Origin of the sequence: Streptomyces sp. NPDC093065, assembly GCF_044754585.1 — a bacterium.
Taxonomy (GTDB): Bacteria; Actinomycetota; Actinomycetes; order Streptomycetales; family Streptomycetaceae; genus Streptomyces.
The window spans coordinates 85412-109621 of the sequence record NZ_JBIVPJ010000001.1; the positions used below are offsets into that span (position 1 = coordinate 85412).

Annotated in this window: 22 protein-coding genes and 1 pseudogene; 12 read left to right on the forward strand and 11 right to left on the reverse strand. The window is 70.9% G+C overall.

From position 1 onward, the window contains the following. The first annotated feature begins 8 nt into the window (after positions 1 to 8). Positions 9 to 1514 (forward strand): alpha/beta hydrolase, encoded by a 1506-nt coding sequence (locus ACIQFU_RS00355; RefSeq protein WP_402547840.1) that lies wholly within the window; start codon positions 9 to 11, stop codon positions 1512 to 1514. Here ACIQFU_RS00355 and ACIQFU_RS00360 read toward each other — a convergent pair. The 9 genes from ACIQFU_RS00360 to ACIQFU_RS00400 form a co-directional block, all read right to left on the reverse strand. Beyond that, positions 1502 to 2182: a response regulator gene (locus ACIQFU_RS00360; protein WP_402547841.1), complete on the reverse strand. Its 681-nt coding sequence runs from the start codon at positions 2180 to 2182 to the stop codon at positions 1502 to 1504. The two genes, ACIQFU_RS00355 and ACIQFU_RS00360, sit on opposite strands and share 13 nt — an antisense overlap. Positions 2183 to 2198: 16 nt before the next feature. Then, on the reverse strand, positions 2199 to 3443 hold the full coding sequence (locus tag ACIQFU_RS00365) for a sensor histidine kinase (RefSeq protein ID WP_402547842.1): 1245 nt from the start codon (positions 3441 to 3443) through the stop codon (positions 2199 to 2201). A gap of 67 nt (positions 3444 to 3510) precedes the next feature. Beyond that, positions 3511 to 5589 carry an MMPL family transporter gene (locus tag ACIQFU_RS00370; RefSeq protein WP_402547843.1) on the reverse strand — a complete coding sequence of 693 codons (2079 nt, stop codon included), beginning with the start codon at positions 5587 to 5589 and terminating at the stop codon, positions 3511 to 3513. Between the two features lie 174 nt (positions 5590 to 5763). After that, positions 5764 to 6687: a DUF6879 family protein gene (locus ACIQFU_RS00375; RefSeq protein ID WP_402547844.1), complete on the reverse strand. Its 924-nt coding sequence runs from the start codon at positions 6685 to 6687 to the stop codon at positions 5764 to 5766. Positions 6688 to 6788: 101 nt separating this feature from the next. After that, positions 6789 to 7757, reverse strand: coding sequence for an SCO2521 family protein (locus ACIQFU_RS00380; protein WP_402547845.1), 969 nt, complete (start codon positions 7755 to 7757; stop codon positions 6789 to 6791). Position 7758: 1 nt separating this feature from the next. Further along, positions 7759 to 8745: an SCO2522 family protein gene (locus ACIQFU_RS00385; RefSeq protein ID WP_402547846.1), complete on the reverse strand. Its 987-nt coding sequence runs from the start codon at positions 8743 to 8745 to the stop codon at positions 7759 to 7761. Next, positions 8742 to 9662 carry an SCO2523 family variant P-loop protein gene (locus tag ACIQFU_RS00390; RefSeq protein ID WP_402547847.1) on the reverse strand — a complete coding sequence of 307 codons (921 nt, stop codon included), beginning with the start codon at positions 9660 to 9662 and terminating at the stop codon, positions 8742 to 8744. The genes ACIQFU_RS00385 and ACIQFU_RS00390 overlap by 4 nt, the downstream gene beginning before the upstream one ends. Before the next feature lie 2 nt (positions 9663 to 9664). Then, positions 9665 to 11521 (reverse strand): SCO2524 family protein, encoded by a 1857-nt coding sequence (locus ACIQFU_RS00395; RefSeq protein ID WP_402547849.1) that lies wholly within the window; start codon positions 11519 to 11521, stop codon positions 9665 to 9667. 55 nt (positions 11522 to 11576) lie between these two features. Beyond that, positions 11577 to 12365: an SCO2525 family SAM-dependent methyltransferase gene (locus ACIQFU_RS00400; RefSeq protein ID WP_402547850.1), complete on the reverse strand. Its 789-nt coding sequence runs from the start codon at positions 12363 to 12365 to the stop codon at positions 11577 to 11579. A gap of 127 nt (positions 12366 to 12492) precedes the next feature. Between ACIQFU_RS00400 and ACIQFU_RS00405 the strand changes: the two genes are divergently transcribed. Beyond that, positions 12493 to 12981 (forward strand): GNAT family N-acetyltransferase, encoded by a 489-nt coding sequence (locus tag ACIQFU_RS00405; RefSeq protein WP_402547852.1) that lies wholly within the window; start codon positions 12493 to 12495, stop codon positions 12979 to 12981. 43 nt (positions 12982 to 13024) lie between these two features. Here the strand turns inward: ACIQFU_RS00405 and ACIQFU_RS00410 are convergent, their stop codons facing one another. Next, positions 13025 to 13720, reverse strand: coding sequence for a TerB family tellurite resistance protein (locus tag ACIQFU_RS00410; RefSeq protein ID WP_402547853.1), 696 nt, complete (start codon positions 13718 to 13720; stop codon positions 13025 to 13027). Between the two features lie 184 nt (positions 13721 to 13904). Beyond that, positions 13905 to 15626 carry a 2-isopropylmalate synthase gene (leuA, locus tag ACIQFU_RS00415; RefSeq protein WP_402547855.1) on the reverse strand — a complete coding sequence of 574 codons (1722 nt, stop codon included), beginning with the start codon at positions 15624 to 15626 and terminating at the stop codon, positions 13905 to 13907. 361 nt (positions 15627 to 15987) lie between these two features. On the opposite strand from leuA, the gene ACIQFU_RS00420 reads away from it, so the two are divergent. From ACIQFU_RS00420 to era, 10 genes and pseudogenes are all read left to right on the forward strand, one after another. After that, positions 15988 to 17058, forward strand: coding sequence for a M4 family metallopeptidase (locus ACIQFU_RS00420; RefSeq protein ID WP_402547856.1), 1071 nt, complete (start codon positions 15988 to 15990; stop codon positions 17056 to 17058). 21 nt (positions 17059 to 17079) lie between these two features. Continuing rightward, complete coding sequence (locus tag ACIQFU_RS00425; RefSeq protein WP_402547858.1) at positions 17080 to 17346, forward strand: protealysin inhibitor emfourin; 267 nt, start codon at positions 17080 to 17082, stop codon at positions 17344 to 17346. A 57-nt stretch (positions 17347 to 17403) separates the two neighbouring features. Next, complete coding sequence (locus tag ACIQFU_RS00430; protein ID WP_402547859.1) at positions 17404 to 18732, forward strand: GH1 family beta-glucosidase; 1329 nt, start codon at positions 17404 to 17406, stop codon at positions 18730 to 18732. Between the two features lie 166 nt (positions 18733 to 18898). Then, complete coding sequence (locus ACIQFU_RS00435) at positions 18899 to 19978, forward strand: PhoH family protein (RefSeq protein ID WP_402547861.1); 1080 nt, start codon at positions 18899 to 18901, stop codon at positions 19976 to 19978. 12 nt (positions 19979 to 19990) lie between these two features. Further along, complete coding sequence (ybeY, locus tag ACIQFU_RS00440) at positions 19991 to 20488, forward strand: rRNA maturation RNase YbeY (protein WP_402547862.1); 498 nt, start codon at positions 19991 to 19993, stop codon at positions 20486 to 20488. After that, positions 20485 to 21789 (forward strand): hemolysin family protein, encoded by a 1305-nt coding sequence (locus ACIQFU_RS00445; RefSeq protein ID WP_402547863.1) that lies wholly within the window; start codon positions 20485 to 20487, stop codon positions 21787 to 21789. Before ybeY ends, ACIQFU_RS00445 begins: the two co-directional genes overlap by 4 nt. Further along, complete coding sequence (locus tag ACIQFU_RS00450) at positions 21786 to 22157, forward strand: MmcQ/YjbR family DNA-binding protein (RefSeq protein WP_402547865.1); 372 nt, start codon at positions 21786 to 21788, stop codon at positions 22155 to 22157. Before ACIQFU_RS00445 ends, ACIQFU_RS00450 begins: the two co-directional genes overlap by 4 nt. 66 nt (positions 22158 to 22223) lie before the next feature. Beyond that, a pseudogene (locus ACIQFU_RS00455) lies at positions 22224 to 22594 on the forward strand (XRE family transcriptional regulator); the annotation flags it as partial. 59 nt (positions 22595 to 22653) lie between these two features. After that, the gene (locus ACIQFU_RS00460; RefSeq protein WP_402547866.1) at positions 22654 to 23010 is read left to right on the forward strand and encodes a cytidine deaminase; all 357 of its coding nucleotides are present in this window, start codon (positions 22654 to 22656) and stop codon (positions 23008 to 23010) included. Positions 23011 to 23075: 65 nt separating this feature from the next. Next, on the forward strand, positions 23076 to 24029 hold the full coding sequence (gene era, locus ACIQFU_RS00465) for a GTPase Era (RefSeq protein ID WP_402547867.1): 954 nt from the start codon (positions 23076 to 23078) through the stop codon (positions 24027 to 24029). Positions 24030 to 24210: the final 181 nt, after the last annotated feature.

Sequence of the window (24210 nt, forward strand, 5' to 3'; positions counted from 1 at the left end):
CTCGTCGCATGACGCAGCGCAAGCTCAGCAGAAGCAGAAGCATCCGCAACGCCGCCGTCGTCGGCGTGTCCACCGCCCTGCTCGGCATCACCGCACCGATGACCGCCTCCGCGACGGGCGCGAGCAGGCCCGAGCCCCTCACCTGGTCCGCCTGCGAGAGCACCGGTCTCGACCCCCGGCAGGAGTGCGCCGTCCTCGACGTGCCGATGGACTACGCCGATCCGGACGGCCCAAGTATCGAGATGGCCGTCTCGCGGATCCGGAGCGAGAATCCGGACGCCCGGCGCGGCGCCCTGCTCCTCGTCCCGGGCGGGCCGGGCGGCTCCAGCCTCAACGACCCCTCGGGGAAGGGACGGAAACTCCCCCAGGACGTCCGGGACGCCTACGACCTCGTCGGATTCGCGCCGCGCGGCCTCGCGCCGTCCACGTCCGTCGACTGCGGCCTTGAGTACGGCGACCTCGCCACCTCCAGACTCCGCCCCTGGCCCGCCCCGGACGGTTCGATCGACGCGAACCTCGACACCGCCCGGCGGACGGCCGACGCCTGCGTACGCAACGGCGGTGAGCTGATCCGGCACCTGAGCACCGCCAACGAGGCCCGGGACATCGACCGTCTCCGGGCCGCGCTGGGCGAGCGGAGGATCTCCGCGTGGGGAGTGTCGTACGGGACATACGTCGGTGCCGTGTACGCGCAGTTGTTCCCGCAGCGCACCGACCGGATCGTGCTGGACAGCAACGACGACCCCGACCCCGCCCGCGTGGCGCGCGGCTGGCTCGCCGGGCACGAGCAGGGGGTCGAGGACACCTTCCCCGAGTTCGCCGCCTGGGCCGCCCGGCCCGGCAATCCCGACCGCGTCGCCCGCCGGACCTCCGACGTACGGCCGCTGTTCCTGCGGCTGGCCGCCCGGCTGGACCGGAAGCCGATCCCGTGGCCCGGTGCCAATCCGTCGGAGCTGAACGGCAACGTGCTGCGCCAGACGATGCTGGACAGCCTGTACTCGCCCGACAGGTTCCCCACCCTCGCCAAGCTGATGGTGGCGGCCGGGCGGGGGACCGTGCCGCCCGCGCCCCAGGCGCCGCCCGAGGCCGTGCTGCAGAACGTCGCCGCCGTCGGGGCCGGGGTCCTCTGCAACGACGTCGCCTGGCCCCGCTCGGCGGCCCGGTACGAGAAGGACGTCGCCGCCAGCCGCGCCGAGTACCCGCTCACGGCGGGCATGCCGCGCAACGCGATGCTGTGCGCCGCGTGGCCGTACCCGCCCCGCGAGGCGCCGGTGCGGATCACCGGACGCGGGCCCTCCAACGTCCTGCTCGTCCAGAACGAGCGGGACGTCGCCACCCCGCTCGTCGGGGCGCGCAAGCTGCGGGAGGCGTTCGGCAGGCGCGCGGTCATGGTGACGGTGGACTCCACCGGGCACGACGCCTACCTGGCCAACGGCAACGCGTGCGGGGACGCAGCGGTCTCCCGGTTCCTCGCGACCGGGCAGCGCCCCGCCGCGGACCTCTACTGCCGCTGACCGCCCGTGCCCGGCGTCACCAGGCCCGACTCGTAGGCCACGACGACCAGTTGCGCCCGGTCGCGTGCGCCCAGCTTGCCCATGATGCGGCTGACGTGGGTCTTCGCGGTGAGGGGACTCAGGCCCAGGGCGTCGGCGATCTCCGTGTTGTTCAGGCCCCGGGCGACCAGAGTGAGGACCTGGCGTTCCCGGTCCGAGAGGCGGTCCGGGCCGCTCTCGCCCGGGGAGGGCGTCGCGGGGCTGCGCAGGAAGCGCTCGATGAGGCGGGCGGTCGGGCCGGGCGACAGCAGGGCGTCGCCCGCCGTCACCGTGCGGATGGCGTCCAGGAGTTCGGCCGGCCTGGTGTCCTTGACCAGGAAGCCGGAGGCGCCCGCGCGCAGCGCGTCCACGATGTTCTCGTCGGTGTCGTAGGTGGTGAGGACCAGCACCCTCACGCCCGCCAGGTCCTCGTCGGCGGCGATCAGCCGGGTCGCCTCGATGCCGTCCAGGTCGGGCATGCGCACGTCCATGACGACGAGGTCGGCGCGCGAGGCGCGGGCCAGGTGCACGGCCTCGCGGCCGGTGGCGGCCTCGCCGACCACCTCCATGTCGGGGGCCGACGCCACGAGCAGGGCGAACGCCGCGCGGACGAGGTTCTGGTCGTCCGCGAGCAGTACGCGTATCGTCATCCGGTTCTCTCCGGGGTCAGAGTGGTCGGGGCATGGCGGGGGTCGGCAGTACGGCCGTCACCGCGAAGCCGTCGGCGCGCTCCCGCGGTCCGGCGTCGAGTGTGCCACCCACGCTGCGGGCCCGCTCCCGCATGCCGACGAGGCCGAAGCCGGGGGTGCCCGCCGGGTCGGGGCCGGGGCCGGTGCCGTCGTCGGTGACGGACAGCCGCAGGGCGCCCGGCTCGGCGTGCACCTCGACGCGGACGGAGGGCTTCGGCCCCGCGTGGCGCACGACGTTGGTCAGCGCCTCCTGCGTGATGCGGTACGCGGCGGCGCCGACCGCGGGCGGGACCTCGCCGGCGCGCACCGACAGGTCCACGTGTGCTCCGGCGAGCCGGGCGCTCTCCGCCAGGTCGGGCAGCCCGCCCAGGCCGGGCAGCGGGCCGCGGGCGTCGGGGACCCCGGCGGTGTCCTGCGCCCTGAGCACTTCGAGGGTGGTGCGCAGTTCGCCGCGTGCGGTGCGGCAGGTCTCGGCGATGTCGTCGAGGGCCCTGGCGACGGCCGTCCGGTCCAGGCGGTCGGGGTCGGCGGTCAGGACGTGCGCGGCGACCGAGGTCTGCACGCCGATGAGGGTGATGCTGTGCGCGAGCAGGTCGTGCAGGTCGCGGGCGACGCGCAAACGTTCCTCGGCGACGCGGCGCCGGGCCTCCTCCTCGCGGGTGCGCTCGGCGCGTTCGGCGCGCTCCACTATGGCGGCGACGTACTGGCGGTAGTAGCGCATGTCGATGCCGCAGAAGAGGATGGCGATCACCCAGCCGGAGATGCGGAGCAGTTCGAGTGCCTGGTGGGTGTCGACGGTGAGCATGATGCTCACGGACACGGTGAGGACCGCGACGCCGGTCACGATGGTGCGCAGGGGGCGGCCGGTGACGGCGAGGGTGTACAGGGCCACGTAGGAGGCGGGGCCCGCCGCGGTGTGGTTGTTGTCCATGGCGTGGTACGGCGCGACCGCGGCCACCACCGCCGCGAGCACCAGCAGCGGGTGGCGCCGCCGCCACACGACCGGGACGTGCGCGGCGGCCAGCAGCGTCCAGCCGAGGGCGTCCGGGCGGCGGTCCTCGTCGGTGAACAGCGCCAGGCAGACGGCGGCGACGAGGAGGACCGCGGCGAGCACGCTGTCGTTGCGGGTGCCGTGGGGGGCGGTGCGCGGGTCGCGGTTGACGGCGGCGATGATCCGCTCGCCGACGCGGGGGCGGGACGCTGCCTCGGTGGATGCCTGCACGCGCCCATACTCCGCGACGCGCGCGCCCCACCGGGAGGGGAGGGGCGCGCTCCGGTCGTCGGACACCTCAGACACCGACGGTCTCCCGCACACCGTCCGGCGAGGACGGTCCGGGGTCCCGGGACAGCCGGCCCGGCCACCACACCCGGCGGCGCAGGGCGACGCTCGCGCTGGTGACCAGGTAGGTGCGGACGAGGAAGGTGTCGAGCAGGACGCCGACCGCGATGACGAAGCCCAGCTCGACCAGCTGCACCATGGGCATGCTGGTGAGCACGGCGAAGGTGGCCGCGAGGACCAGCCCGGCCGAGGCGATGACGCCGCCGGTGGTGCGCAGCGCGGACAGCGCCGCCCGGGTGGGTTCGGCGCCGTGCAGGGCCTCCTCGCGCATCCGGTGCATCAGGAAGATGCCGTAGTCCACGCCGAGGGCGACGAGGAAGACGAAGGAGAGCAGGCCGAGCCCGGGGTCGGTGCCCTCGAAGCCGAAGAGGGGCTCGAAGACCAGGCCGCCGATGCCGAGGGCGGCGCCCCACACGGCGACGACGGCGGCGACCAGGATCAGCGGCGCGACCAGCGAGCGCAGCAGCACGGTGAGGATCAGCAGCACGGACAGCAGCACGAGCGGAACGACGACGACGGTGTCCCGCGCGTTGGTGTCCTCCAGGTCGGTCTGCTGGGCGCTGGGGCCGCCGACGTGGGAGCCGTCGAGCTTGTCGCGCAGCTCCTCGATGACGGCGGTCTCGGCGGCCGACTGGGGCGGGGCGGAGGCCAGTACGGTCAGCTCGGTCCAGCCGCCGCCGCTACGGCCGGTCCCGGCGCTCTCGACGCCCTTCGTGGCGCGGATCCCGGCGAGCGCGGCGCCGGCGCGGTCGGTGGGGCTGATGACGGTGATCGGCTGGGTGCCGGACTCCGGGAAGGCGTCGGCGAGGGTCTCCATGGCGGCGATCGCGTCGGGGCGGGTGGTGAAGGAGTCCTCCTGCTTGATGCCGCCGGGCAGGGCGTACGTGCCGAGCGCGAGCGCGCCGAGCAGGACGGCGCCGCCCACCAGGACGGTGCGGGGCCGGCGTTCGGCGGAGCTGCCCATCGCGGCCAGCAGCGACCTGCGGGCCTTGGGCGTGGTGCCGTAGCGGGGCACGAGCGGCCAGAAGACGCGGCGGCCGAGCAGGACGAGCAGTGCGGGCAGCAGGGTCAGCATGGCGGCCAGCGCGCACAGCACGCCGACGGTGCCCAGCGGGCCCATGCCCCGGCTGGAGTTGAGGTCGGCGGCGAGCAGGCACAGGAGCCCGGCGGCGACGGTGCCGGAGGAGGCGAGCACTGCGGGGCCGCAGCCGCGCAGGGCGGCGAGCATGGCGTCGTACGGGCGCTCGATGCGGCGCAGTTCCTCGCGGTAGCGGGAGACCAGCAGCAGCGCGTAGTCGGTGCCGACGCCGAAGACGAGGATCGTCATGATGCCGCTGCTCTGGCCGGATACGGAGGTGCCGAAGACCTGGCTGAGGCCGTAGGCGACGCCCATGGACAGATAGTCGGCCGTGCCGGCGACGGCGAGCGGGACGAGCCACAGGAAGGGGCTGCGGTAGATGAGGATCAGCAGCAGGGCGACCACGGACGCGGTGGTGTAGAGCAGGGGGCCGTCGAGGGAGTTGTAGACCTCGGCGGAGTCGGTGGCGAGCGCACCCGCGCCGCCGACCTCGACACGGAGCCCGTCGCCGCCGCGGGCGACGTCCCGCACGTCGTTGACGAGCGCGTCGCGGGCCTTTTCGTCCGTGCCGGGCTCGGTGGAGGCGACCGGGTACATGAGGGTGGTGCCGTCCTTGGACGGGATGCCCGCCGGACGGCCGGTGAGTTCGTGCGCGCCGGCGATCCCGGCGACCTGCTCGGCGGCGGTGGCCCGGTCGGCGGCGGTCAGCCCGCCGTCGCGGTGGTAGACGAGGACCAACTCGGTGGCCGCGCCGCCCGGCAGCCGTTCCTGGATCTCGGCGACCCGGGTCGAGTCGGCGCTCGCCGGCAGGTAGTCGACGGCCCGGTCCCGCTGCACGTCCCCGAGCTTCGCCGCGAACGGCGAGGCGATCGCCAGCACGGCGACCCACAGCCCGAGCACCAGCCACGGCACGGCCCGCCGCCGCCCCCCACCTGTCGTTGTGGCCCCCATCCGACGGGCCTCCCTCCCCTGGACGTCCGAACAGACCTCCAGCCTCCCGCCACCCGCACACCCCCACGTCGGCCGTGAGACCGACCCCGCGGCTACTGCCCGGGGTGACGTGGGGGGTTCGCTACTCCCCCGGGAGTACGACGGACGGCCGGTCCCGGCCGGGAAGGGGTGTCTTCACTCGGAGGCCCCCGGTGAAGGGGCGGGGCGAGAGGTCAGCTCAGTGGCGGTCGCCCACAGTGCGTTGAACGTCCTCACCTGCCCGTCGACCCGGCGGCCATCCGCATCGAGCCTGGTCTGAACGTTTCCCTCCTGCCGGTCCGGCTCGAACTCCAGATACAGTTCGCTGTCGAAGATCACGACGTCGCGGGCCACCACCGACCTCGGACTCGACCCCTCCGGAAGCGGCAGGGAAAGGAACCGCACGCTGATCCCCACGTCACGCTGGGCCTGGCAGAGTCTCGTGAACCGTCGCATGAAGTCCGGGTTGGTTCTCTCCTCCTCTTTGATCATGAAGAGCCTCCGGATCGTCACCCCACGAGCCCGCATGGCCTCCGCCTGGGCGTCCAGGTACGGTCCCGCCGAGTCGGTGTTCCAGAAGGGCTGGTCCACGGAGCTGCTCGTGGCGTCGATGGTGCGCCGCGCGCATTCGGTGAGCCTGATGAGCCACTCGTTGTTGTCCCGTGGCCAGTGGGCGGTCATGCCGGTCAGGTCGGTGACAACGGAGGCGAGACTCTCCACCTCGGACCGGGCGAAAGCCTTGACGATCTCCGGGCCCTGCTGCCCCACCCGGCTCAGGCTCTTGATCAGACGTCTCGCGTCGCTGGTGCTCATGCCGGCCTCATCCAGTTCGCTCAGCAGTCCGGCGGCCTCACTGAGCTGGGTGAACTGGACCCCGAGCTCCCGGCTGCGCTCGCGGTGCCCGGTTTCGACCGTGCCCAGCCGCTGCTCGAAGTCGATCATGTACTGCACGATGAGCGCGCACCCGCCTATGACGACGGAGACGGCGATCTGCCACAGCTCGTCGCCGGACTGGTTCAGCAGGTTGGTGAACAAATAGGCGCCCGTGCTCACGACGACCGTGACAAGAATCTTGAGCACGATGGGTGCGATCCGCACCCCTCCCGTGCCCGTCCCCGGTGTGCCCGGTGCTCCATGCATCTGTCTCTCCCCCCGTCAGGTGTCCACAGGATGGTGCCCGGTCAGCGCCGGCCCGGCACCTCGTTCGGCAAGTGGGCTGCCCGGAGGGTGAGTTGGTCGCGAATACGCTGCGCAAGGGCGTTCCACTGCCTGCTGAAGCCCGGTGTCTCCTCCAACTGGTTCCAGACCGTCTGCAGAGCGCGGTCGACGCGTGCCCGGGGCATCCACAGGTGCAGCACGTGGTCGACCAGCGGCCGCAGCACCCTCAGCACGGCCCGGTCGTCCGCGGCCGCGGTCGGCAGCCCGTCGAGCTTGTCCGCGACCGTGGTCAGGAGCCAGTCGTGCAACGCAAGGTCCTCACACAGCCCGACCGCCTCGCTGGGGGACAGACCGGACGGCAGCCGCAGTTCGAGAGTGCGGAGTCCGTCCTCGTCCTTGGTCAACAGGGAGAACGGCTCCTCGTCGGCGGTGGCCTGCACGGCGGTCCAGCGCAGGCGGGTGTCGGCAGCGGTGAGCGGGGGGTCGTGGTCCAGGATCCGGTTCTGCCGGGAGATGTGGGCCAGCACGCCCTCGGCGATCGAACCGACGTCCAGCCGGCCCGGGCGATGCCCCTGAAGAAAGCCTCGGACGACCGCCCTCTCGGGCAATCGCCCGAGAGGCACGAGAAGGCCGGGCCGGACCAGGTAGTACCCCCAGGCCTGCCGCCGATCGGCTCCGACGGCGGGGAGCGCGAAGGAGGCAGTGGACTGGATCACGCGGCCTTCGACGAGCGAGGCACGGCTCCTCACGGTGCCCACCACTCGGACACGCGCACCCGTGTCGGTGGGAAGCCGGCAGTCGACACCGGTCAGCACGTCCGGGGAGACCACGTGGCGGTTCGGGTGCCGGGAGATCCGGACCCGTTCGTCCGGGCGCAGACGTAGCAGCTCCACGGCGGCCCGCTCGTCCAGCGCGTCGCGGGTGGGCAGCAGACATGTGCGAACTTCGCCGCAGGCGACGAATGCATCCAGGTCATCGGCGGCCCGGCTCATGTCACAACCCGAGCGGAAAGACGTACGAGGTGCGGTCGGCGACCCCCGCTGGCACGGCGAAACCCTCCGCCTCGGCCCGTTCGGCCACCTGCCGGAGCGGCTCGTCCTCGACATGAACCTGGTCGAGGACCACACGTACGGCGTGTTCGACGGGCAGGAACCGGCGCGGGAGCACGCTGCAGGTGACGTACGCGGTGAAGGGCGCGGCTCGGGGGTTCAGGCGCAGCACGGGCGGCAGCATGTCCCAGTCCGCGGGGAACCCCCCGTCGTTCCAGGGAACCGGGGACAGCACGGCACGGCCGGCGTCACGGAGCAGACCGAGCCGGACCAGTTGCCAGACGGAGGCGAGGAAGGCGCAGGACCAGGTGCGTTCGTCCTCGGCCTCACTCCACAGCTCGATGTCCAGGAAGACGGAGTGACCGCGTGCACCGGTCTCACTCGGCGGCTGCCAGGCCGCTCCGGCGGTGTCCAGAGCCGCGGAGGAGCGCTGCGCGGGAGTACGTCTGCCGTTGCTGAGCCAGCCGGTGCGGCTGACGGGTGGCCGGAAGCCGCTGCTGCCGGGCGGGGGCGACTCCACAAGACGCCGCACGACGGACTCCGCGGGCCGGATGACCGTACCGGCGGCGTTGGGAGCGGTCGCACAGCCGGACTCGCGTGCCAGGTAGTCGATGGCAAGTCCGGCCTCGGCGGCCGCGTCGATGAGCGGCGGCAGGAGCTCGTCGGGGGTGGACAGCCGGGAGAAGTAGTCGTCGATCAGGAAGCAGGTGCTGATGCGCGGACGCGCGCCCGTGAGATGCGCGCCCACGTCGTTCCGGACCGCGTCCACCCATGGTCGTACGGTGTCGAAGTGTCGTCGGAGGCGATCGGGTCCCTCGAGGAAGTCCTCCATGTACAAATGGCCGATCTCCAGGGAGAGATGGGAGAACGGCAGGGACTCGGTACGCGGCTCGGCACTGGTCTCCCGGAAGACCGGGACGGACTTCTTCACCACTCTCCCCAAAGGGTGTCGTCGGTCAGCCGTTGCACGAGGCCGATCAAGGCGTCCAGGGTGGCTTGGTGGGCGATGCGGCGGACGAGCACGTCCTCGACGGTGATGAGGCGCTCCTGCCATTGAAGGACCGGTTCCAGCGGGATCGACGCCAGCACCCGGCTCTTGCCGACGCCCTGGTCCGAGGCGAGCGTCTCGAGCGCGCGGTCACACTGTCGCATCCACGCGTATTGCGACGGTGTCACGTGCGACCACGGGGGCGACTCCAGGTCGGGCACCGCGGCGCGGACGAATCGGATGGCGGCCCGCAGCACGTCCGGGTCATGCCCTCGGTCCGCTCCGGCCCGCACGATGCCGCGTGGCCCGAAGGCGAGTTCCGCGGCCGCCGACACGTGCTGACGCGTCCAGCGATGGAAGACAAGCCAACGCTGCTTCAGCCCGGCGAGCCCGCCACGGGGTGAGGTGGCCGCCAGCGCCAGTTCCACGGCGTAACTGCGTCCGGCACTCAGGTCCACGACGATGACGTCGAACTCACGGTTCAACCGCAGAATGAGGTCCACGCACCGGTGCAGGTGCTCCTCGCCGATGACGAATTCGCCACCGGAGCGGTCACCGGGCACGAGGACGAGACGGCCGGAGCCGGCGGACTGGTGGCGCAGGTCGAGGTGTTCGGTGCGGGACCAGACGTCGACGCGCAGCGGCTCACTGACCGCGCCTGCCAGATACGCGTGCAGACCGATCCCTTCCGCCACGGACCGGACATCGGGCAGGTCGAACACGGTCGCGGCGGTCGGCGATCCGAAGTCGAAGTCCAGGAAGCAGACGTTCGCTCCGTCCAGGGCATGGTGGTAGGCGAGATTGGCGCCGGTGACGGACCGGCCGGTCCCGCCCTTGTCCGAGGCGGCGAAGACAAGCATCCTCAACCCTCCCAGTCCGCGCTCCTGGCCCGGGCAAGAGTGTCCAACCGGGCCAGGACGTCCAGCGCCAGTGCGAGGGCCGTGCCGGGTTGCCGGTCGACCAGCGCACGGGCGCGGCGCAGATCCGCCTCGACGCCACTGATCCATTGCCCCTGCGAGGTCCGGGGGCCGGGTGCCGGGTGATCCTCCTGCTCCTTGCCCAGCAGGTGGGCGGCCTCACTGATCGCCTCCCTCGCCGGGACGGAAAGCTGAACACTGCGGATCGGTGGCTGCGCGTACAGGCCGTGTGCGGCAACCATGCACTCGGCGACACGTTCCGTGATGCTCCAGGACAGCTTCCTGGTTCGAGCCGGCGACTCGGGGTGGACGGCTTGCACATCGTCCCAGAGGCCGGCGCCTTCGCCCTGTTCGATGCGGCGGTTCCACACGTGGTCGAGGACGCTCTCGGCGAGCTTGAGCAGTCGTTCCTCGGACGCGGTGTTCGGAGACAGGGAACACAGTTGAACGGCACGCTTCAGCAACTGTGTCGAGAAGTCACTCATCACCCACGCCATGGCGGGCCCGAGCGCCTCACTGCCCAGCAGTCGCAAGGTCACCCCCGGGTTGTGCAGGCCGATCGCCGGGTCGTCGCGGCCGATGCCACCTGTGATCCGACCGCGCTCGGCCAGGCGCTCCATGACTCTGACCAGGCGTGACAGGTCGTGATCGGTGGTTCGCCGACGCATCATGTCGTGGACGACGATGGAGACGACCGTGAGGGAGAAGTACTCGGACTCCGACTGCGGAACGGTAGTGCGCCAGGGGATGTCCTCCAACGGCCAGGCCTCGTCTTCGAAACGGGCGACGGTCGACCAGTACTGCTGGGTTATCTCCCAGCGCAGCCGGATGCCGTCAGCCAACTTCTGTTGTTCGGGGTTGAGCAGGCCGAGGACAAGGGTGTGGTCGGACAACAGGTCGATGATGCCGTCGAGGGCGACGACCGTGGAGTGGAGGCAGGGCACGGGGTGGGCGATCCCCGGGGGCTGGACACCGACGGCATGCGCGGACTCCGGATCCAACGGGACCTGCGGGGCGCCCTGCACCACACCCCATGCCCATCCACACTCGAACATGCGGTTCGTGTTGCGCAGTTCGTCGCGGACGCCGGCGTCGAGACCAAGGGCGACACTCTCGGTGATCTGAGCGCGCAGGGACTTGAACCGGCGTTGGAAGCGCTCGACTACCTGCCGGTCGGAGTAGCGGTTCCGGCCCAGCAGTCGGCCGAGGGCACGGCCCTCGTCGGAGGAGATGTCGACCACATGGACGGTGAAGGAGCGCAGGAGGCCCACCAAGGCGGCGGTGAGCCGTGCGCCGGTGGCGCACTGTAGGTCGTCGATGCGGTCAAGGACGCCCTGGCGACCGGCCTTTCCCCGGTACACCTTGAGAAAGCCGAGGGTGGCCAGACATAAACTGACCGACATGGAGTAGGAGTCGACGATGTCGACCTCCCATTGCTTCTCCGTGAGTTCCCGCGCCGGGTCGACCGACGCGAACAGATGGCCTCCGCCGAAGGCGGGAGCCGACCCGCAGCGATGCCGCTCCATGAACTCGCTCAGCACCTCGATGAGTTTGACGGGAATGTCAGTGGCATCCCCCACATCGCGCAGCGCCGCTGTCACATCCGGTTGCGTGGTGTCCGGAGCATCGAGGCGGAACGCCGCTATCTCCGTGGCGGGGTAGAGAAGGCAGAGCAGTCGCTCGGCGTCCGACACGCTGCTGTGCCCACCGGGTTCGTCCCAGGACCACACCCCCTCGTGGAAGGAATGGCGGGCCAGCGCCTGCCACATGCTCAGCAAATGCTGCCGCGGCTTGATCCGCACCCGTCTCCCCCTTGTCGGCCACGCCTTCTGGAACAGCCTTTCGAGACCTACCCGCTTACCGGAAACCGCAAGCGAGGATGATGGAGGTGTAGCCAGGACGCACTTCCCCCGGCTCACCGATCCGGTAGGTGCGCACGGAGTCGGTGGTCCGCTTGATGCTGGCGCTGATATCGGCCTGGCTGACATTGCAGGCGGGAAACCACGTGTCTCCCACCCAGTAGCCGTGGCTGTGCTCCATGAAGGCGGCTGCGAAAGGCGCCCCTGGGGTGAGCATCTCCAGGAAGTTCTTGACCGCACGGTGGAACTCGTCGGTGGAGGTGGAGAAGGACTCGGCGACGAAGAACATCGTTCCGGTCCGCCACCTGCCCCGCCGGTCGCCGGGCTGCAGTATGTCGCCCTGCGCGACCTGCGCGACCTCGCTCAACCGCGCCCAGGGCCCACCGGGAATCGCGGCGTAGGCGTCGTCCAGGCACAGCTTCCGCCAGAAATTCTCCCACCCGTCGTCGTGGCCGGCGATCTGCTGGCGCAGGTACTCCAGATTGGACTTCGAGCGGTCCAGCAGCGTTATCCGGTCGCACCAGGGGAGCATCGACAGGGCCGGGTAGAGATTGGCTCCGGCACCCACATCGATCCCATGCACCGACTGGCCGGGCAGCTCACGGAAATGATCACCGAAGTGCGTACGCACGAGCGACATGATCGCCTCGTCGACGGACAGCACTCTGCTGTAGTTCTTCTCGACGTACAGCGCCGGGTTGAAGTCGTCCCACTGCGCGTCCGCGTTCAACTGTGGCTGCTCATCAGGTGATCCCAAAGGCATGCCCCACGGTACCAATACGGTCACTCCCCAACTTCTTCTCGCCCGATTCGCTTCGGCGAAAGGACGTATGAGGGGCGCACGGCGGCACGTCGTTGCCGGACACCCGATCCAGGGACTTGAACGGTGGCAGGCACCGGGCAATTCTGGTTCGATGTCAGCACCGCACCCTCCGTCCGTCCGGGTACGCCCAGTCGTCGGGCACGACATGCCCGACCTGCTCCGCGTGGACCGGGAGGCCTTTCCCGACGACCCGATGCCGTACTCGGTCCTGCGCCAGTTCGTGGACATGTTCGCAGAACATCTGCTGGTGGCTGAAGACGGCGACGGCCAGCTGTGCGCCTATCTGCTGGCCACACCGCCGAACCGGGGGCAGAGCTGGATCTTCAGTCTGGGGGTGGCACCCGGCATGCGCAGACACGGGCTGGCCCGCGAGCTGATGCGGGCATCACTGAAGAACCTGCATGCCGAGGGCGCTGCCACTGTCCTGCTCTGGGTGGAGCCGAACAACAAGCCGGCCGCGGCACTCTACGAATCCTTCGGTTTCGTGCCCGACCCTCATGGGCCTCGCCAGGACCACTTCGGTCCCGGTGCCGACCGGATCCGCATGACTCTTCGCCTGCGTCTCCCGACGACCCCGTAGACGCACCCGTCTTGAGGGGCCCGGGCCATCGAGCGGCCCTCGGTCAGGACGGCGTCCCCGCCGAGTCCAGCAGGCGCGTCACGTCCTCCGAGCAGATGGTCAGGGCCGCGCCCACGGTGGCCAGGGCGTCGCGTTCCGCGGGGGTGTAGGGGCCGTCGGCCAGGGCGATGCGGGCGCCCTGGAGGAGGATCGACTCTCGGCCGACGGCGGCGAGGTGCGGGGCCAGCGGGTCCAGGGCCTCGTGCAGTTCTATCGCCAGGCCCGGCACGCAGGGTTCGCCGTGGACCCGGCCGGTGTCCGCCTCCAGCGCCTCGACGAGCGCGTTCAGCTGGTCCTCGGTGCAGTCCTCGAAGCCGGCCGCGCGCACCGCGACGGCGGCGGTCTCCAGCGAGGTGCGGGAGCAGGTGCCGCCCGCGGTCAGGACGGCGAGGGCGACGGTGTGGACGGCGTCGCGGAGCATCGCGGAGAAGCGGGTGGTGGTCGGGTGGTCGAGGACGTCGGTGCCGTAGTGGCGGCGGCAGGCCGCGCACTCGACGGCCGGCGCGGATTCGCCGCGCGGCAGCAAGGGCACGCCGAGCACGGTGAAGCGGCGGTGGCCGGTGAGCCGGGTGTAGTTGCGGTCGCCGCCGCAGCCGGGGCAGAAGAACTCGCCGTCGCCGGCGGGTGTCCACGCGGTGCGGGTGCCCAGGATGCGTGGCAGCCGGGCAGCTCGGCTGGTTCGTCCCCGTCCAGGCAGCACGTCGCACCTCCATAACGGCGCGACAGCATCGTCGCGCTGGCGTGATGTTAGCCACATCAGCGACGTGGAGTCAGTACCCAGGACGAGACCTTTCCGTGACCATCACAGATATATGGCCGGTATATGACGGGGCCCCGCCCGCCGATTTCCGGCGAGCGGGGCCCCAAACCACCGATTCGGCTGGTCAGCGAGCCGCGCGGTTGACGGCGGAGACGACGGCCTTCAGCGAGGCGCGCGTGGTGTTCGCGTCGATTCCGATGCCCCACAGCACCTTGTCGCCGATGGCGCACTCGATGTAGGAGGCGGCCTGCGCGGAGGCGCCCTCGCTCATCGTGTGCTCCTGGTAGTCCAGCAGCCGTACGTCGATGCCGACGCCCTGCAGCGCGTGGAAGAACGCCGAGATCGGGCCGTTGCCGGTGCCGACCAGGGTGGTCTCCGCGCCGTCGACCGTGGCGTCCACGGTGAGGGTGTCGACGCCGTCGCGGTCGGTCGTGGTCTGCCCGTTGGCCACCTGGATGCGGCCCCAGGGGTTGTCCGGGTTGGGCAGGTACTCGTCCTGGAAGACGTCCCAGATCGCGGTCGGCGTGATCTCGCCACCCTCGGCGTCCGTCTTGGCCTGGATGAGCTTCGAGAACTCGATCTGCATCCGGCGCGGCAGGTCCAGGCTGTGGTCGTTCTTCAGGACGTAGGCGATGCCGCCCTTGCCGGACTGCGAGTTGACGCGGATGACCGCCTCGTAGGAGCGGCCGACGTCCTTGGGGTCGATCGGCAGGTACGGGACGGCCCACTCGATGTCGTCGACGGTGACCCCGCGAGCGGCCGCGTCGGCCTCCATCGCGTCGAAGCCCTTCTTGATGGCGTCCTGGTGGGAGCCGGAGAAGGACGTGTAGACCAGGTCGCCCACGTACGGGTGGCGCGGGTGGACCTCCATCTGGTTGCAGTACTCCCACGTGCGACGGATCTCGTCGATGTTGGAGAAGTCGATCTGCGGGTCGACCCCCTGGGAGAACAGGTTCATGCCCAGGGTGACCAGGTCGACGTTGCCGGTGCGCTCGCCCTGACCGAACAGGCAGCCCTCGATGCGGTCGGCGCCGGCCATCAGCGCCAGCTCGGCCGCCGCCACCGCCGTACCGCGGTCGTTGTGCGGGTGGACGGAGAGCACGACGTGCTCGCGGCGGGACAGGTTGCGGCCCATCCACTCGAAGCGGTCGGCGTGTGTGGACGGCGTGGAACGCTCCACCGTGGCGGGCAGGTTGAGGATGATCTCGCGGCCGGGACCGGGCTGGTAGGTGTCCATCACCGCCTCGCAGACCTCCAGGGCGAAGTCCAGCTCGGTGTCGGTGAAGATCTCGGGGCTGTACTGGTACCCGAACTCCGTTTCGGGGCCCAGCAGTTTCTCGGCGTACTCCATGACCAGGCGGGTGCCGTCGACGGCGATCTGCTTGATGTCGTCCCTGGAGCCGCGGAAGACGACCCGGCGGAAGACCGGTGCGGTCGCGTTGTACAGGTGGACGGTGGCCCGCCTGGCGCCCTTCAGGGACTCCACCGTGCGCTCGATCAGGTCCTCGCGGGCCTGGGTCAGCACGGAGATGGTGACGTCGTCCGGGATGGCGTCCGGGTCCTCGACGATGGAGCGTACGAAGTCGAAGTCGGTCTGGCCGGAGGCCGGGAAGCCGACCTCGATCTCCTTGTAGCCCATCTTGACCAGCAGATCGAACATGGCGCGCTTGCGGACCGGCGACATGGGGTCGATCAGGGCCTGGTTGCCGTCGCGCAGGTCGGTGGAGAGCCAGCGGGGGGCGGTGGTGATCCGCCGGTTCGGCCAGGTGCGGTCGGCGATGTCGACCTGGTCGTAGCCGCGGTACTTGGTGGTCGGCATGGGGCTGGGCTGCTGGCGGTTGGCCATGATGGCGTGGGCTCCTCGTGATGTCCGCGGTGTCAGCGGGTGACGGCGGTGTCGGCGACGTCCGCGTGTCCGGAAGGACGGCCGACGGCACCACCAAGCTCCGCGGGGAGGGAGTCGGCCTCTACAGGCCCTCGCCGCGGCAGCTAAGGAGAAGCAGCCCGAATCGCATGATGCCCAGCACCTTAGCCGAGTCACGCGGGTCACGCGGGTCCGTATCAGTATGCGGGACCGGGGCGGGAAAGCGGACAAAGAGTGCCGTATACCACTCCCGGCCGGACCGCGGCGGCACCTTCGCACCCCTGTGCACCGATCGTGGTTGCAGGTAGTGACAGCGTGGTCACACAGTGCGAAAGTGCCGGACATGACTGCATACGGGGGCTTCCAGCCCGTCTTCTGCACCATCGTGCCGCCCCACGTCCTCGACCGGCTCTCCCAGAACGCGGACCCCGTGCTCGCCGGCCCCGCCCGGCGCACCCTCCAGCGCGACGCCCTGGAGCGCACCCGCCGCGGTCTGACCACGGTCATCGGCGCCCCCGCCGTGGCCCCCCGCGCGGGCGCCGCGCCCGAGCAGCCGCAGCGCACGATCTACGACGCCCGGCACGGCACCGACCTGCCGGGCCGCGAGGTGCGCGGCGAGGGCGACGAACCCGGCCAGGACGCCACGGTGAACCGGGCCTACGCGGGGCTGGGCGCCACCTTCGAGCACTACCTGAAGGTCTACCGGCGCAACTCCATCGACGGCGCGGGACTGCCCCTGAACGCCACCGTCCACTACGACCGCGAGTACAACAACGCGTTCTGGAACGGCGAGCAGATGGTCTTCGGCGACGGGGACGGGGAGATCTTCCTCGACTTCACCGTGGCCCTGGACGTGATCGGCCACGAGCTGACCCACGGCGTCACCCAGCACACCGCCAACCTGACCTACTACGGCCAGCCCGGCGCCCTCAACGAGTCGGTCTCCGACGTCTTCGGCTCCCTCATCAAGCAGTACTCGCAGGGCCAGACCGCCGCCGAGGCCGACTGGCTGATCGGCGCCGGGCTGCTCGCCCCGCGCGTGACGGGCGAGGCGCTGCGCTCCATGAAGGCGCCGGGCACGGCGTACGACGACGACGTGCTGGGCAAGGACCCGCAGCCGGCGACGATGGACGACTTCGTGCGCACCGGCCGCGACAACGGCGGCGTGCACATCAACTCCGGCATCCCCAACCACGCCTTCTACCTCCTCGCCACCGAGCTCGGCGGGCACGCCTGGGAGCGGGCCGGGCAGATCTGGTACGACGTGCTGACCGGCGGCGAGCTGGCCGCGGACGCGCTGTTCGCGGACTTCGCGACGCTGACGGTGAAGGCCGCCCGGGAGCGGTACGGCGACGGGGACGAGCTGGAGGCGGTGCGCAAGGCCTGGGAGCAGGTCGGGGTGCGGACGCTGTAGTTCCGTACTAGACACGGGTCCATGCGGATTCAGGTGAGGCGCACAGGAGGCTTCGCGGGCATCGAACGCCACGCGGAGGTCGACACGGCGGGACGCCCCGACGCGGACGAGTGGCACGCCCTGGCCGAGCGGGCGGTCGCCGACGGCCGGACCACCCCGCCGGTCGGTGTGCCGGACGGGTTCAGCTACCAGCTCACCGTGGACGGGAACACGGTGTACGCCGCCGATCCCCGGCTGACGGACGAGCAGCGCGCGCTGATCTCGCGGGTGCTGAAGGAGGGCGCGTAACAGCGGTCATGCGCACGGGCGTTGACTTCCCTTACCACCGGTACGGATGATCCGCGCATGGCGACTGACGCGATGCCGGCGCACCCGATGCCGCGGTTCCCGGAGGGCTTCCTGTGGGGCGTGTCCACGTCCGCGCACCAGATCGAGGGCGCGGCCGGGCTGCGGGGGCCGTCCGTGTGGGACGCCTTCACGGCCGGACCCGGGCGGGTGAAGGACGGCTCGACGGCGGCGGTGGCCTGCGACCACTACCACCGCTACCGCGAGGACGTGGCGCTGCTCGCCGGCCTGGGCGTGGACGCGTACCGCTTCTCGGTCTCCTGGCCCCGGGTGGACTCCCCCGGCGGCCTCGACTTCTACGACCGCCTGGTGGACGAGCTGTGCGCGGCGGGCGTGCGGCCGGTGCCGACCCTCTTCCACTGGGACCTGCCGGCGGGCCTGGACTGGCTGGAGCGGGACACGGCGGCCCGGTTCGCCGAGTACGTGTCGGTCGTCGCGGGGCGCCTCGGCGACCGGGTCGGCAAGTGGATCACCCTCAACGAGCCCGCCGAGCACACCCTGCTCGGCCACGCCCTGGGCGTCCACGCCCCCGGCCGGGAGCTGCTGTTCGACGCGCTGCCGGTGGCTCACCACCAGCTCCTCGCGCACGGGCTCGCGGTACGGGCCCTGCGGGCGGCCGGCGCGGAAGACATCGGCATCGCCAACTCGCACGGCCCGACCTGGCCCGCCTCGGACGACGCCGCCGACCGGGAGGCGGCCCGGTTCTACGACCTCCTGCTGAACCGCATGTTCGCCGACCCCGTCCTGACCGGGCGGTACCCGGAGGGCATCGGTGAGCTGATGCCCGGCTCCGCCGAACGGGTCGACGCCGATCTGAAGATCATCGGGGAGCCGCTGGACTGGTACGGCGTGAACTACTACGCGCCGACGCGGGTGGGCGCCCCGCAGGGCGCGGAGATCGAGTTCGGCGGAGTGACGCTCCCGGCCGAACTGCCCTTCTCGGTGCGCGAGATCGAGGGCCGGCCGCTGACCGACTTCGGCTGGCCCGTGGTCCCGGAGGGGCTGACGGAGCTGCTCACCGGCTTCCGCGACCGCTACGGCGAACGGCTCCCGCCGGTCGTGATCACGGAGAACGGCTGCTCCTACGAGGGTCTCGACGACCGGGACCGCATCGCCTACCTCGACGGCCACGTGCGCGCCCTGCACCGGGCGATGGAAGCGGGCGTCGACGTGCGCGGCTACTTCGTGTGGTCGCTCCTCGACAACTTCGAGTGGGCCGAGGGGTACGCCCGCCGCTTCGGGCTGGTCCACGTGGACTTCACGACGCTCGAACGCACGCCCAAGGCGTCGTACGGCTGGTACCGGGACCTGGTGCGCCACGGACGGTGAGCGACGGAGGTGCGCCACGGACGGTGAGCGACGGGCGACGGCGCGGGTACCGGTCGGATAAACGACTCGGTGCTGTCGGCGGGGAGTCGTACGCTGGAGACAGCAGACACACCCGTCACGCGGCGCACGCCGCAGAGGAGGACGAGCAGGCCTAGAGCGCCGGCCCATGACTCAGACACCCTCAGCCCAGAGCCCCGCGCAGGGGCAGGCGAGAGCACAGATCACCGTCCCCGCCCAGCACCCGATGGTGACCGTACTGGGCTCCGGGGATTCCCTCCTGCGCGTGATCGAGAAGGCCTTCCCGGCGGCCGACATCCATGTCCGGGGCAACGAGATCAGCGCGGTCGGCGACACCCATGAGGTCGCCCTCGTGCAGCGCGTGTTCGACGAGATGATGCTGGTGCTGCGCACGGGGCAGCCGATGACGGAGGACGCAGTGGAACGCTCGATCGCCATGCTCAAGGCGAGCGAGAACGGGGAGAGCGACGGCCAGGAGACCCCGGCCGAGGTGCTCACGCAGAACATCCTGTCCTCGCGCGGCCGCACGATCCGGCCCAAGACGCTGAACCAGAAGCGGTACGTCGACGCGATCGACAAGCACACCATCGTCTTCGGCATCGGCCCCGCGGGCACCGGCAAGACCTACCTGGCGATGGCCAAGGCGGTGCAGGCCCTGCAGTCCAAGCAGGTCAACCGCATCATCCTGACCCGTCCGGCGGTCGAGGCCGGCGAGCGCCTCGGCTTCCTGCCGGGCACGCTGTACGAGAAGATCGACCCGTATCTGCGCCCGCTGTACGACGCGCTGCACGACATGCTCGACCCGGACTCGATCCCGCGCCTGATGGCGGCGGGGACGATCGAGGTCGCGCCGCTGGCGTACATGCGCGGCCGGACGCTGAACGACGCGTTCATCATCCTGGACGAGGCCCAGAACACCAGCCCCGAGCAGATGAAGATGTTCCTCACCCGCCTCGGCTTCGACTCGAAGATCGTGATCACGGGTGACGTCACCCAGGTCGACCTGCCCGGCGGCACGAAGTCGGGTCTGCGGCAGGTGCAGGAGATCCTGGAGGGCGTCGAGGACGTGCACTTCTCCCGGCTCACGTCCCAGGACGTGGTCCGGCACAAGCTGGTGGGCCGTATCGTCGACGCCTACGAGCAGTACGACAGCAGGAACGGCACCGAGAACGGCGGCCACAACGGCGGCCGGACACCGAGACACGGTGCCAAGACCAAGGGGAAGTAGACCAGCACGACCATGTCGATCGACGTCAACAACGAGTCCGGAACCGAGGTCGACGAGCAGGCGATCCTCGACATCGCCCGCTACGCCCTCGCGCGGATGCGCATCCACCCGCTCTCCGAGCTCTCGGTGATCGTCGTGGACGCCGGCGCCATGGAGCAGCTGCACATCCAGTGGATGGACCTGCCGGGGCCCACCGACGTGATGTCCTTCCCGATGGACGAGCTGCGTCCGCCGTCCAAGGACGAGGAGGAGGCCCCGCAGGGGCTGCTCGGCGACATCGTGCTCTGCCCGGAGGTCGCCGCCAGGCAGGGCACCGAGGCGCCGACGCAGCACTCCATGGACGAGGAGCTCCAGCTCCTTACCGTCCACGGGGTGCTGCACCTGCTCGGGTACGACCACGAGGAGCCGGACGAGAAGGCCGAGATGTTCGGTCTGCAGGCCGCCATCGTGGACGGCTGGCGTGCGGAGCGGGGCCTGACCGGCCCGTCCCCGGCCCCGACGGTCTCATGAGCCTCCCGCTCGTCGCCGGCGCCGTCGCCCTGGTGGTGGTCGCCTGGCTGGCCGCGTGCGCGGAGGCGGGACTCGCGAGGGTCTCCAGCTTCCGCGCCGAGGAGGCGGTACGGTCCGGGCGCCGGGGCGGCGAGAAGCTCGCCCAGGTCGCCGCCGACCCGACGCGCTACCTCAACGTGGCGCTGCTGGTCCGCGTCGCCTGCGAGATGGCGGCCGCCGCGCTGGTCACGTACGCCTGCCTGAGACAGTTCGACGGCACCGGCGAGGCGCTGATCATCGCCATCGCGGTGATGGTGCTGCTCTCCTACGTCGCCGTCGGGGTCTCCCCGCGCACCATCGGGCGTCAGCACCCGCTGAACACGGCGACCGCGGCGGCGTACGTGCTGCTGCCGCTGGCCCGGATCATGGGCCCGATCCCGTCGCTGCTGATCCTCATCGGCAACGCGCTCACCCCCGGCAAGGGCTTCCGCCGCGGCCCCTTCGCCTCGGAGGCGGAGCTGCGGGCGCTGGTGGACTACGCCGAGGCTGAGTCGCTGATCGAGGCCGAGGAGCGCCGCATGGTGCACTCGGTGTTCGAGCTGGGCGACACCCTCGTGCGGGAGGTCATGGTGCCGCGCACCGACCTCGTCGTCATCGAGCGCTACAAGACCATCCGGCAGGCCCTCACCCTCGCCCTGCGCTCCGGTTTCTCCCGGATACCGGTGACCGGCGACAGCGAGGACGACATCGTCGGCATCGTGTACCTGAAGGACCTGGTCCGCCGGACGCACATCAGCCGGGACGCGGAGAGCGACCTGGTCTCCACCGCGATGCGCCCGGCGTCGTTCGTGCCGGACACCAAGAACGCCGGTGACCTGCTGCGCGAGATGCAGAAGGAACGCAACCACGTCGCCGTCGTCATCGACGAGTACGGCGGTACGGCCGGCATCGTCACCATCGAGGACATCCTGGAGGAGATCGTCGGCGAGATCACCGACGAGTACGACCGGGAGCTGCCGCCGGTGGAGGAGCTGGGCGGGGACCGTTTCCGGGTGACCGCCCGCCTGGACATCACCGACCTGGGTGACCTGTACGGCCTGGACGAGTACGACGACGAGGACGTGGAGACGGTCGGCGGGCTGCTGGCGAAGGCGCTGGGCCGGGTCCCGATCGCCGGTGCCTCGTCCGTCGTCGAGCTGCCCGACGGCCGTGAGCTGCGGCTGACGGCGGAGGCCGCCGCGGGCCGCCGGAACAAGATCGTGACGGTGCTGGTGGAGCCGGTGGCCGCGGCGAAACCGGCCGAGGAGGCCGTGTCCGAATGACCCCCGGGGAACTGCGCGACTTCTGCCTGTCCTTCAACGCCGTGGTGGAGGACTTCCCCTTCAATCCGGAGACCTCGGTCTTCAAGGTGCTGGGGAAGATGTTCGCGCTCACCTCGCTGGACGGGCGCCCGCTCACCGTCAACCTCAAGTGCGACCCGGACGACGCGATCCGGCTGCGCGGCGAACACCCGGGGCTGATCGTCCCCGGGTGGCACATGAACAAGCGGCACTGGAACACGGTGACGGTGGCCGGCGGACCCGATGGCCGGCTCCCGGACCGTGTCGTCCGGGAGCTCGTCGAGGACTCGTACGACCTGGTGGTCGCCGGTCTACCGCGTGCCGACCGTCTCCGCCTCGACCGTCCCTGAGCCCGTGGTCCGGCCGGTCCGCAGTCCGGCCGCGACGAGCACCGCCGCCGCCGGCACGATCACCGCGTCCCGGACCGGCACCGTGTGGACGTGATGTACAACGACGCGGCGGCGATGGTGCCGGGCATGCGGCCCGAGACGGCGTGGAACTGCAGGTGCCGGCGGACCTGAAGGCGGCCGGTACCGCGTTCGCGGCGCTGTGGGAGGAGCGGGACATCGAGGACGCGGGGCAGATCCGCAAGGAGCTGGACCGTCCGCCGGCCGGCCTGCTCAGCCCGGAGTCGACGGCGCTCCAGGTCCCCGCACGTCCCGACCTGACCATCGTGCTGCACACGCCGCTGCACACGCCGCTGGACGGGGCGAACACCGCGGCGAAGCCGGAGTGGCCAGCCTCGCCTGAGGGGCGGTGCGGGGCGATGTACCCGGTGGCGGGGTGAGAGCGGCCGGTGACGGGGCGAGCGGGCCGGGGCCCGGCGGGGCTACGTATGCTCACCCCATGACCACCGAGACTCCCGACCTCGACCCCGAGGACCGCAAGATCGTCACCCTGGCCCGCTCCGCCCGCGCCCGCAACGGTGTGCCCGAGGGCGCGGCCGTACGCGACGAGACCGGCCGCACCTACGTCGCCGGCACGGTCGCCCTGGACTCCCTGGAGCTCAGCGCCCTGCGCACGGCGGTGGCGATGGCGGTGGCGTCCGGCGCGAAGTCGCTGGAGGCGGCGGCGGTGGTGACCGAGTCGGAGTCGGCGTCGGAGGAGGACCGGGCGGCGGTACGCGATCTGGGCGGCCCGCAGACGCCGGTCCTGGTGGCCGCGCCCGACGGGACGGTGCGGGCCGCGGTGAGCGCGGGCTGACGGTCGCGGGCCCGGCGGGCGACCGTGGTACGGCGGGGCTTCGGGGATCAGGGACAATGGGCGCCATGAGCGTTCGTACCCAGTCATCCGAAGAACCGGCCGAGGCTGTTCACCGGGCCGGCTTCGCCTGCTTCGTGGGCCGTCCCAACGCGGGCAAGTCCACCCTCACGAACGCTCTGGTCGGGCAGAAGGTGGCGATCACGTCCAACCGTCCGCAGACCACGCGGCACACCGTGCGGGGCATCGTGCACCGCGAGGACGCCCAGCTGATCCTGGTGGACACCCCGGGGCTGCACAAGCCGCGCACGCTGCTGGGCGAGCGGCTGAACGACGTGGTGCGCACCACGTGGGCCGAGGTGGACGTCATCGGCTTCTGCCTGCCGGCCAACGAGAAGCTGGGCCCCGGCGACCGGTTCATCGCGAAGGAACTGGCGGGGATCAAGAAGACGCCGAAGGTCGCGATCGTCACCAAGACCGACCTGGTGGACTCCAAGGCCCTGGCCGAGCAGCTGATCGCCGTCGACCAGCTGGGCAAGGAGCTGGGGATCACCTGGGCGGAGATCGTCCCGGTGTCCGCCACGGCGAACCAGCAGGTGGACCTGCTCGCCGACCTGCTCGCCCCGCTGCTGCCCGAGGGTCCCGCGCTGTATCCCGAGGGCGACCTGACCGACGAGCCGGAGCAGGTCATGGTCGCGGAGCTGATCCGCGAGGCGGCACTGGAGGGCGTACGGGACGAGCTGCCGCACTCCATCGCGGTGGTCGTGGAGGAGATGCTCCCGCGCGAGGACCGCCCCGCGGACAAGCCCCTGCTGGACATCCACGCCAACGTCTACATCGAGCGCCCCAGCCAGAAGGGCATCATCATCGGCCCCAAGGGCAAGCGCCTGAAGGACGTCGGCATCAAGTCCCGCAAGCAGATCGAGGCGCTGCTCGGCACGCCGGTCTTCCTGGATCTGCATGTGAAGGTGGCGAAGGACTGGCAGCGCGACCCCAAGCAGCTCCGACGGCTCGGGTTCTGACCCCGCCCGGGACGCCGCCACGCGGCGGCAGCCGCACATCGATACAGCCTGGACCTGCATGTGAAGGTGGCGAAGGACTGGCAACGCGACCCCAAGCAGCTCCGACGGCTCGGGTTCTGACCCCGCCCGGGACGCCGCCACGCGGCGGCAGCCGCACATCGATACAGCCTGGACCTGCATG